This is a genomic window from Aeromicrobium sp. 50.2.37, assembly GCF_024655735.1.
In the GTDB taxonomy this organism is placed as follows: Bacteria; Actinomycetota; Actinomycetes; order Propionibacteriales; family Nocardioidaceae; genus Aeromicrobium.
In genome coordinates this window covers 60,788-69,965 of the sequence record NZ_JANLGG010000021.1, presented here as the reverse complement: position 1 = coordinate 69,965, position 9,178 = coordinate 60,788, and the positions used below count along the sequence as shown (strand labels likewise).

At 72.5% G+C, this 9,178-nt stretch carries 6 protein-coding genes and 1 pseudogene; 1 reads left to right on the top strand and 6 read right to left on the bottom strand.

All coding sequences use genetic code 11. The features are described 5' to 3' along the window. Window positions 1–100 precede the first annotated feature (100 nt). The 6 genes and pseudogenes from eno to NUV38_RS12370 form a co-directional block, all read right to left on the bottom strand. Complete coding sequence (eno, locus tag NUV38_RS12395) at window positions 101–1,378, bottom strand: phosphopyruvate hydratase (protein WP_257729414.1); 1,278 nt, start codon at window positions 1,376–1,378, stop codon at window positions 101–103. 206 nt (window positions 1,379–1,584) lie between these two features. Next, window positions 1,585–2,184, bottom strand: coding sequence for a MazG family protein (locus NUV38_RS12390; protein WP_257729413.1), 600 nt, complete (start codon window positions 2,182–2,184; stop codon window positions 1,585–1,587). Window positions 2,185–2,208: 24 nt separating this feature from the next. After that, the gene (locus NUV38_RS12385) at window positions 2,209–2,877 is read right to left on the bottom strand and encodes a SurA N-terminal domain-containing protein (RefSeq protein WP_257729412.1); all 669 of its coding nucleotides are present in this window, start codon (window positions 2,875–2,877) and stop codon (window positions 2,209–2,211) included. A gap of 34 nt (window positions 2,878–2,911) precedes the next feature. Then, window positions 2,912–3,886 (bottom strand): methylmalonyl Co-A mutase-associated GTPase MeaB, encoded by a 975-nt coding sequence (meaB, locus tag NUV38_RS12380; RefSeq protein ID WP_257729411.1) that lies wholly within the window; start codon window positions 3,884–3,886, stop codon window positions 2,912–2,914. Window positions 3,887–3,889: 3 nt separating this feature from the next. Next, a pseudogene (scpA, locus tag NUV38_RS12375) lies at window positions 3,890–5,983 on the bottom strand (methylmalonyl-CoA mutase); the annotation flags it as partial. Between the two features lie 86 nt (window positions 5,984–6,069). After that, complete coding sequence (locus NUV38_RS12370) at window positions 6,070–7,953, bottom strand: methylmalonyl-CoA mutase subunit beta (protein ID WP_257729410.1); 1,884 nt, start codon at window positions 7,951–7,953, stop codon at window positions 6,070–6,072. Between the two features lie 98 nt (window positions 7,954–8,051). On the opposite strand from NUV38_RS12370, the gene serC reads away from it, so the two are divergent. After that, window positions 8,052–9,161 (top strand): phosphoserine transaminase, encoded by a 1,110-nt coding sequence (gene serC, locus NUV38_RS12365; protein WP_257729409.1) that lies wholly within the window; start codon window positions 8,052–8,054, stop codon window positions 9,159–9,161. Window positions 9,162–9,178 lie beyond the last annotated feature (17 nt).

The window sequence follows — 9,178 nt, the reverse complement described above, 5'->3', positions numbered from 1 at the left end:
GGCGCGCCGACCCCGCGGCACCGGACGAGCGACCCGAGGGTCGCCGCGCCGGGCCGCCCTTCGGTTTCGGTCGTCCAGGACCGCGGGAGCCGGCCACGGGTCAGAGCGCGAGCCGCGGGAAGGCCGAGGCGCCGGCGTACACGGCCGCCGAGCCGAGGGTCTCCTCGATGCGCAGCAGCTGGTTGTACTTGGCCACGCGGTCGGAGCGGGCCGGGGCACCGGTCTTGATCTGGCCGCAGTTCGTGGCGACGGCCAGGTCGGCGATCGTGACGTCCTCGGTCTCGCCCGAGCGGTGGCTCATCATGTTGCTGAAGCCGTGGCGGTGGGCCAGCTCGACGGCGTCGAGGGTCTCGGTGAGCGAGCCGATCTGGTTGACCTTGACCAGCATCGCGTTGGCGGCACCCTGCTCGAGGCCGCGGGTGAGCCGCTCGACGTTGGTGACGAACAGGTCGTCGCCGACGATCTGCACCTGGTCGCCGATGCGCTCGGTGAGCGCGATCCAGCCGTCCCAGTCCTCCTCGTCGAGCGGGTCCTCGATGGAGACGATCGGGTAGGCACCGACCAGCTCGGCGTAGTAGTCGGCCATCTCGGCCGAGCTCTTCTTCGCACCCTCGAACGTGTAGGAGCCCTTCTCGAAGAACTCCGAGCTGGCGACGTCGAGCGCGAGGGCGATGTCGGTGCCGAGCTTCAGGCCGGTCGAGTCGACGGCCGTGGCGATGAGGTCCAGCGCGGCACGGTTGGACGACAGGCTGGGCGCGAAGCCGCCCTCGTCGCCGAGGCCGGTGGACAGGCCGTCCTTCTTGAGGACGGACTTGAGCGCGTGGTAGACCTCGGTGCCCTGGCGCAGCGCCTCGGCGAAGGTGGGCGCGCCGATGGGCGCGATCATGAACTCCTGCACGTCGACGTTGGAGTCGGCGTGGGCGCCACCGTTGAGGATGTTCATCATCGGCACGGGGAGCACGTGGGCGTTGGGGCCGCCGACGTAGCGGAACAGCGGCAGGCCGGCCGACTCGGCGGCAGCCTTCGCGAGGGCGAGCGAGACGCCGAGGATGGCGTTGGCGCCCAGCTCGGCCTTGTTCGGGGTGCCGTCGAGCGCGATCATCGCGGCGTCGACCGTGCGCTGGTCGTCGGCGTCGAAGCCGACGATCTCCGCGGCGATCGTGGTGTTCACGGCCTCGACGGCCTTGCGGACGCCCTTGCCGAGGTAGCGGTCGCCACCGTCGCGCAGCTCCACGGCCTCGAACTGGCCGGTGGAGGCGCCGGACGGCACGGCCGCACGACCGATGGTCCCGTCGTCGAGGGCGATCTCGACCTCGACGGTGGGGTTGCCGCGCGAGTCGAGGATCTCGCGCGCTCCGACGGCTTCGATGCTGGCCATGCTGCTCCTGCTGGTGAGGGGTTCAGGTGGTGCTGCGGTCTGCCCCCAGCCTAGTGCGGCCCGAACACGTCTCGCGCCAGGCGCGGGGCCACGCAGGATTCTGCCTTCGCGAGCGGAACGTCGAACGATGCTGCGTCCGTGACGTGATCCGGTGGCGAACGCAGCATCGATCGATCGACCACGCACCAACGCAGCATCGTGCGTCCTCAGCCGAGGCGGGAGCGGACGGCGCGGCGCAGGGCCTCCTCGGCGTCGACGCCCTGGGCGCGGGCCTCGGCGACCAGCTGCAGCAGGCGCGAGCCGACGTCGTCGCCGGAGGTGTCGAGGTCGGGCACGCGGTCGAGCACCTTGCGAGCGGTGGCCAGGGCGGGCAGGTCGCGAGCGATGCCCTCCAGGGGCGAGTCGCCCGTCCGGCCAGACGCTCGCTTCTCCTGGGCCTTGACCGCCTGCCAGGCGGCGTCTATCTCCTCGGGGGTGCGGGCGTCGCCGTCGGCGAAGACGTGCGGGTTGCGGCGCACGAGCTTGTCGGTGATGCCCGCGGCCACGTCGTCGACGTCCCACCCCTCCCCCGTGTCGGCGGCGACGGCGGCGTGGAACACCACCTGCATCAGCAGGTCGCCGAGCTCCTCGCGCAGCAGGTCGGAGTCACCCGCGTCGAGCGCCTCGAGGGTCTCGTACGTCTCCTCCAGCAGGTAGCGGCCGAGGGAGTCGTGGGTCTGGCCCCGCGTCCAGGCGCACTCGGCGCGCAGCCGGGCCATGACGTCGACCAGGTCGAGCAGGCGCTCGCCGGGTCGGGCGGCGCTCACGAGCAGACCCTCACGAGCAGCCCCTCACGAACAGCGCTGGGTGGCCGGCGCGATCGGCGGGGCGTCCTCGTTGAGGACGTCGGAGGAGACCGAGAGCGAGCCGGTGGCGGCGACCTGCCGGCCGTCGTCACCGAGGCCGAAGCGCGGGTCGATGTGCACGTCGGCGGCCTCCACGGCGTCGGCGAGCACGGCCCGGCCGGCCTGCTGGACGTCGCCCTCGTTCTGCGGCGTCACCTGCTCGCCGGTCTCGGCGACGCCCAGCTGCTCGGCGATCGCGTACGTGCGCTGGCCGGCCTCGAGCACCCGGACGGCCTCGTCGAGGTCGACGTCGGGCAGGGCCTGGGCCACCTGGTCGCGCTGGGCGCGGGTGAACTCGTAGTCGCTGGGCGAGATCGTGATGCCCTCGCGCTTCGCGACCTCGTCGGCGACCACGCCGCTGACCAGCTCGGCCACCGCCTGGCGTCGGACGTCGGCGTTGTCGACCGTGCTCCCACCGGCCTGGGCGCTGGAGAACAGCGAGACCTGGCAGAAGACCACGGCCGCGCGGTCGGCCTGGTCCATCGAGATGGTGGTGCCGTCGACGACCGCCGCCGCACCGGGACTGATGGAGCCGCCGCACCCGGCGAGCAGGAACCCGGCCAGGACGGCGGGGACGACCTTGGACGTGACGGGGATCACCGGACGCAACCTCATGGCGGCCACCTTAGCGAGCGTCGACGACCACGGCTCAGCGGTCGTAGGCCTCGAGGATGAGGTCGGCGGCGCTGGCCGCGGCGAGCTCGCCCGACAGCACGGCCTCGCGCACCTCGTCGCGCACGCGGGCGACGTCCTCGTCGGTGCGCAGCCGCTGGTCCAGCTCGTCGCGCACGAGCGCCCAGGTGAACTCCAGCTGCTGCTGGGCGCGCTTCTCGCGCAGCCCCTTCTGGCCCAGGAACTCACGGTGCCGCACGAGCCGGTTCCACACCGTGTCGATGCCGCGGTGCTCCAGCGCCGAGCAGGTGACGACGGGCGGCACCCAGCCCTGCGTGCCGGCGTAGACCAGACGCAGCGCCCCGGCGAGGTCCTTGGCGGTCACCTCGGCCTCCTGGGCACGCTCACCGTCGGCCTTGTTGACGGCGATCACGTCGGCGATCTCCAGGATCCCCTTCTTGATGCCCTGCAGCTGGTCGCCGGTGCGCGCGATGGTGAGGAAGAGGAAGGTGTCGACCATGCCGGCCACCGTGATCTCGGACTGGCCGACGCCCACGGTCTCGACGAGCACGACGTCGTAGCCGGCGGCCTCGAGCACGGTCATGGCCTGCGACGTGGCCCGCGCGACGCCACCGAGGGTGCCGGCGCTCGGCGAGGGTCGGATGTAGGCCTGGGGGCTGACCGCCAGCTGGGCCATGCGCGTCTTGTCGCCCAGCACCGAGCCGCCGGTGCGCACGCTCGACGGGTCGACCGCGAGCACGCCCACACGCTTGCCCTGCTCGACGAGGTGGGTGCCGAGCGCCTCGATGAACGTGCTCTTGCCGACGCCGGGCACGCCGGAGATGCCGACCCGCACCGCTCCCCCGGCGTTCGGGGTGAGCGCGGCGAGCAGCTCCCGCGACGCCGCCCGGTGGTCGGCGCGGCTGGACTCGACGAGCGTGATGGCCCGCGAGACCCCCGCGCGACGTCCGTCGAGGACGTCCGCGGCGAGCTTCTCGACGTCGACGGCCACGGCCTAGTGCTGCGGGCCGGTGCGGAGCCGCTCGAGCAGGCTGAGCGCGGAGTCGGCGATGACCGTGCCGGGCAGGAACACCTCGGCGGCGCCCATCTCCTCGAGCGTCGGGACGTCGTCGGGCGGGATGACGCCACCCATGACGATCATGATGTCCTCGCCGCCCAGGTCGGCCAGCGCCTTCTTGAGCTCGGGCAGCAGCGTCAGGTGGCCGGCAGCCAGGCTCGACACGCCGACGATGTGCACGTCGGCGTCGACGGCCTGCTGCGCGACCTCCTCGGGCGTGGAGAACAGCGGTCCCACGTCGACGTCGAAGCCCATGTCGGCGAACGCCGTGACGATGACCTTCTGGCCGCGGTCGTGGCCGTCCTGGCCCATCTTGGCCACGAGGATGCGCGGGCGTCGGCCCTCGGCCTTCTCGAACGCCTCCGTGGCGTCGATGACCTTCTGGACGTTGCCGCCCTGGCCCGCCTCGGTCCGGTACACACCGGAGATCGTACGGATGACGGCCTGGTGCCGGCCGTAGACCTTCTCGAGCGCGTCGGAGATCTCGCCGACGGTGGCCTTGGCGCGGGCGGCGTCGACCGCCAGGGCCAGCAGGTTGCCGTCGAGCGAGCCGTCGCTGGACGACCCTCGCTCGGCGCTTGCGGTGAGCGCCGCGAGCGTGCGCTCCACCTCCTGGGGGTCGCGCTCGGCGCGCAGCCGCTCCAGCTTGGCGACCTGCTGGGAGTAGACCGACGCGTTGTCGACCTTGAGCACGTCGAGCGGGTCCTCGTCGGCGAGCCGGTAGGTGTTCACGCCGATGACGGCCTGCTGGCCGGAGTCGATCCGGGCCTGCGTGCGGGCCGCGGCCTCCTCGATGCGCATCTTCGGGATGCCCGCCTCGATGGCCTTCGACATGCCGCCGGCCTTCTCGACCTCCTGGATGTGGGCCCAGGCACGGTTCGCGAGGTCGTGGGTCAGCTTCTCCACGTAGTAGGAGCCGCCCCACGGGTCGATGATGCCGGTGGTGCCGGACTCCTGCTGCAGCAGCAGCTGGGTGTTGCGGGCGATGCGGGCGCTGAAGTCGGTCGGCAGCGCGATGGCCTCGTCGAGCGCGTTGGTGTGCAGGCTCTGGGTGTGGCCCTGCGTGGCCGCCATGGCCTCGATGCAGGTGCGCTGCACGTTGTTGAACACGTCCTGCGCGGTGAGGCTCCAGCCCGACGTCTGGCTGTGGGTGCGCAGGCTCAGGCTCTTGGCGTTCTTCGGGTCGAAGTCGCTCACGAGCCGCGCCCACAGGGCCCGGGCCGCGCGCATCTTCGCGATCTCCATGTAGAAGTTCATGCCGATGGCCCAGAAGAAGCTGAGCCGCGGCGCGAAGGCGTCGATGTCGAGCCCGACGTCGAGACCGGCGCGGATGTACTCCACGCCGTCAGCCAGCGTGTACGCCAGCTCGAGGTCGTTCGTGGCCCCGGCCTCCTGGATGTGGTACCCGGAGATCGAGATGGAGTTGAACCGCGGCATCCGCTGCGCCGTGTAGGCGAAGATGTCGGAGATGATCCGCATCGACGGCGCCGGCGGGTAGATGTAGGTGTTGCGGACCATGAACTCCTTGAGGATGTCGTTCTGGATCGTCCCCGAGAGCTGCTCCGGCTTCACCCCCTGCTCCTCGGCCGCGACGATGTAGAGCGCGAGCACCGGCAGCACCGCGCCGTTCATGGTCATCGACACGCTCATCTCGTCGAGCGGGATGCCGTCGAACAGCTCACGCGCGTCGTAGATGGAGTCGATGGCCACACCGGCCATGCCGACGTCGCCCTTCACGCGCGGGTGGTCGGAGTCGTACCCGCGGTGGGTGGCGAGGTCGAACGCGACCGACAGGCCCTTCTGGCCGGCCGCGAGGTTGCGGCGGTAGAACGCGTTGGACTCCTGCGCCGTCGAGAACCCGGCGTACTGGCGGATGGTCCAGGGCTGCGTGGAGTACATGGCCGGGTACGGCCCGCGCAGGAAGGGCGCCAGGCCCGGGTAGGTGTCGAGGGCGTCGACGTCGGCGAGGTCGTCGGCGGTGTAGAGGTTCTTGACCGCGATGCCCTCGGGTGCGTCCCACGGCTCGGCGCCCTCCACGGTGGCCGCGTAGGCGTCCGCGTCGGGGGCGGGTGGCTGCTCGGGGTCCAGCGGCTGTCCGGCGAACGAGGCGGGGATCGTCACGAGGCCAGCTCCTCTCGGGTGCGGCGCAGGAAGGCCAGGGCGTCGAGCCCGGCCGCGCAGGAGTCGTCGACGTCGGCGGAGACGGCGTCGGGCTTGCCGGCCACGACCACGTGGCGGGCGCCGGCCTCGCGCAGGGCGGCGACCAGCTCGGCACCCCACTCGGCGTAGAGCGGGTCGGGTCCGGTCAGGCACACGACGGCGGGGACGTCGGCCTGGCGGTACGCCTCCACGACGGCGTCGACCCCGTCGGTGGGGCCGGCCGTGACGGTCTCGATGCCACCGGCGGCGAACAGGTTGGCCGCGAACGTGGCGCGCGCGGTGTGCTGGGCCACCCGCCCCATCGTCGCGAGGAAGACCGGCGCGGTGGCGCGGTCGTCGCGCATGGCCTCGAACTCGTGCGCATAGCGGTGCACCGGGAGGGTGCGGCCGTACGGGCGACGCTCGGGCTGCTCCTCGTGCAGGTTCGGGAACTCCGAGACGCCCGTGATGGGACGCTGCCGTCGAGCCACCTGGAGGGCGCGGTCGGAGACGGTCGCCTCGACACGCGTCCGGAGTGCGTCGAGGGCGGCGGCGAAGCCCGTCTCCCGGTCGTCGGCGTCGGCGACCACGGCGTCCAGCTCGCCGAACAGGTCCCAAGCCGCGCGCGCGACGTCGTCGGTGAGCTTCTCGACGGCGTGCGCACCACCGGCGGGGTCGACGACGCGGGCCACGTGCGACTCGCTGATGAGCAGGCTCGAGGTGTTGCGGGCGATGCGCCGGCTGAACACCTCGGGCAGGCCGAGCGGCTCGTCGAACGGGAGCACCGTGACGCTGGAGGCCCCACCGACGCCTGCCGCGAAGGTGGCGACGCAGGTGCGGAGCATGTTCACGTAGGGGTCGTACGCCGCCATCATGGGCCGCGAGGTGACGACGTGCTGGCGCTGGCCGCGACCGCTCTCGGCCACGCCGCTCAGCTCGAGCAGGCGGGCCCACACCCGCCGGGCGGCGCGCAGCTTGGCGATGGTCGGGAACTGCTCGTCGGTCGCGGCGAGCCGCACGTCGAGCTGGTCGGCCGCGGCGTCGACGTCGAGACCGGCCTCGGTGAGCAGTCGCAGGTAGGCGGCTCCCGCGAGCAGGGAGTAGGCGAGCTCCTGCACGTCGGACGCGCCCGCGTCGTGCACGGCGGTGGCGTCGACGACGATGCCGCGGGCCCCGCGCCGCTGCGCGAGCCGGGCGACCTCGACCGCGACGGACGGGTCGGTGACCGCACCGTCGACCCCGATGCCGAGGGTGGTGCGGGCCAGGGACCCGAGGGGGTCGGCGCCGTAGCTCGTGCCGGGCGCCGGGTCGACGGCCTTGTCGTCGATGACGGCGTCGAGGGCCTGGGCGGCACCCAGCGGGTCCGTCGGGTCCTCGACCACCACGGGGGCCAGGTCCACGAAGACGGGCTCGAGGACGCGGGCCAGCGCGTCGGTCGGCACGGCCCCGTCACCCACGGCGATCCAGAGCGAGTTGACGCCGTTCTCGACGTCGGTGAGCACGTGCTGCGCGGTCAGGTCCGCGTCGGGGTCGGCGAACCAGGCCCGCACGTCCCAGCCGTCGAGCTCACGGGTGGCGGCAGAGCCCCGCGTGAACGGGGCCTGGCCCGGCAGCCCGGTCGGCGTGACGTCGGCCGACAGGGCCGGCGTGCCGAGCGGGGCGACGCCGATGCCGTCGAGCGTCGAGCGGGTGAGCAGCGCCCACACGTCGGAGTCCGGAGCGTCGTCGGCGAGCTTCTTGGTCTTGCGCAGGACGGCGGCGGTGGCCTTCTCCCAGGCGTGGACGTCGGGCTCGACGCCTTCGGCCAGCGGGACGGCGACCGTCGCCTCCGGGCCCACGCCGGAGCCGGGGTCAGATGCCATAGGGGGCATCGTAGGGCGGGGCTGTGAGCCCGGCCACCCGGTGTGACGAAGCCGACGGGGCGCGCCCCGGCGCTGCGCACGGCTGAGACAATGGACGGGTGAAGATCCCCGCGAAGCTCCTGCCCCGCGACGGTCGCTTCGGGTCCGGTCCCTCCAAGGTCCGCCCGGAGGCGCTGGCCGCGCTCGCCGCCACCGGCTCCTCGCTGCTCGGCACGTCGCACCGCGCCGCACCGGTCAAGAACCTCGTCGGATCGGTCCGCTCGGGCCTCTCCACCCTCCTCGAGCTGCCCGACGGCTACGAGGTCGTGCTCGGCCTCGGGGGCACGCACGCCTTCTTCGACGCCGCCGTCCACGGACTGGTCGAGCGACGCAGCCAGCACCTGGTGCACGGCGAGTTCTCGCGCAAGTTCGCGACCGCGGTCGCACGGGCACCGTTCCTGCAGGATCCCGAGGTGCTCGAGTCGGCGCCGTCCACGCACCCGCTCCCCCGCGCGACGGCCGGCATCGACGTGTACGCGTGGGCCCACAACGAGACCTCCACGGGCGTGATGGTGCCCGTGGAGCGGGTCCCCGACGCCGATCCCGACGCCCTCGTGCTGGTCGACGCGACGTCGGCCGCCGGTGGCCTGTCGGTCGACGTGTCGCAGACCGACGTCTACTACTTCGCGCCGCAGAAGTCGTTCGCCTCCGACGGTGGCCTGTGGCTGGCCGTCATGTCCCCGGCGGCGGTCGAGCGGGCTCAGCGGATCGCGGCGTCTGGCCGGTACGTGCCGTCGTTCCTGGACCTGCCGACCGCCATCGAGAACTCCCGCAAGGACCAGACCTACAACACGCCCGCCGTGGCCACCCTGGTCCTGCTCGACGAGCAGGTGCGGTGGTTGAACGAGCAGGGCGGCATGGACTTCGCTGCCGGCCGCACCCGCGACTCCAGCGCGCGTCTGTACTCCTGGGCGGAGGCCTCGCCGTTCGCGTCGCCCTTCGTCACCGCCTCGGCCGAGCGGTCGTTCGTGGTGGGCACGATCGACCTCGACGCGTCGGTGCCGCAGGAGACCCTGACGGGGATCCTGCGGGAGAACGGCATCGTCGACGTCGACAGCTACCGTGGCCTGGGCCGCAACCAGCTGCGCATCGGGATGTTCCCGAGCGTCGAGCCCGACGACGTCAGTGCCCTCACCGCCTGCATCGACTGGGTCGTCGAGCGGCTCTGAGGCAACCCGCCCCTGTC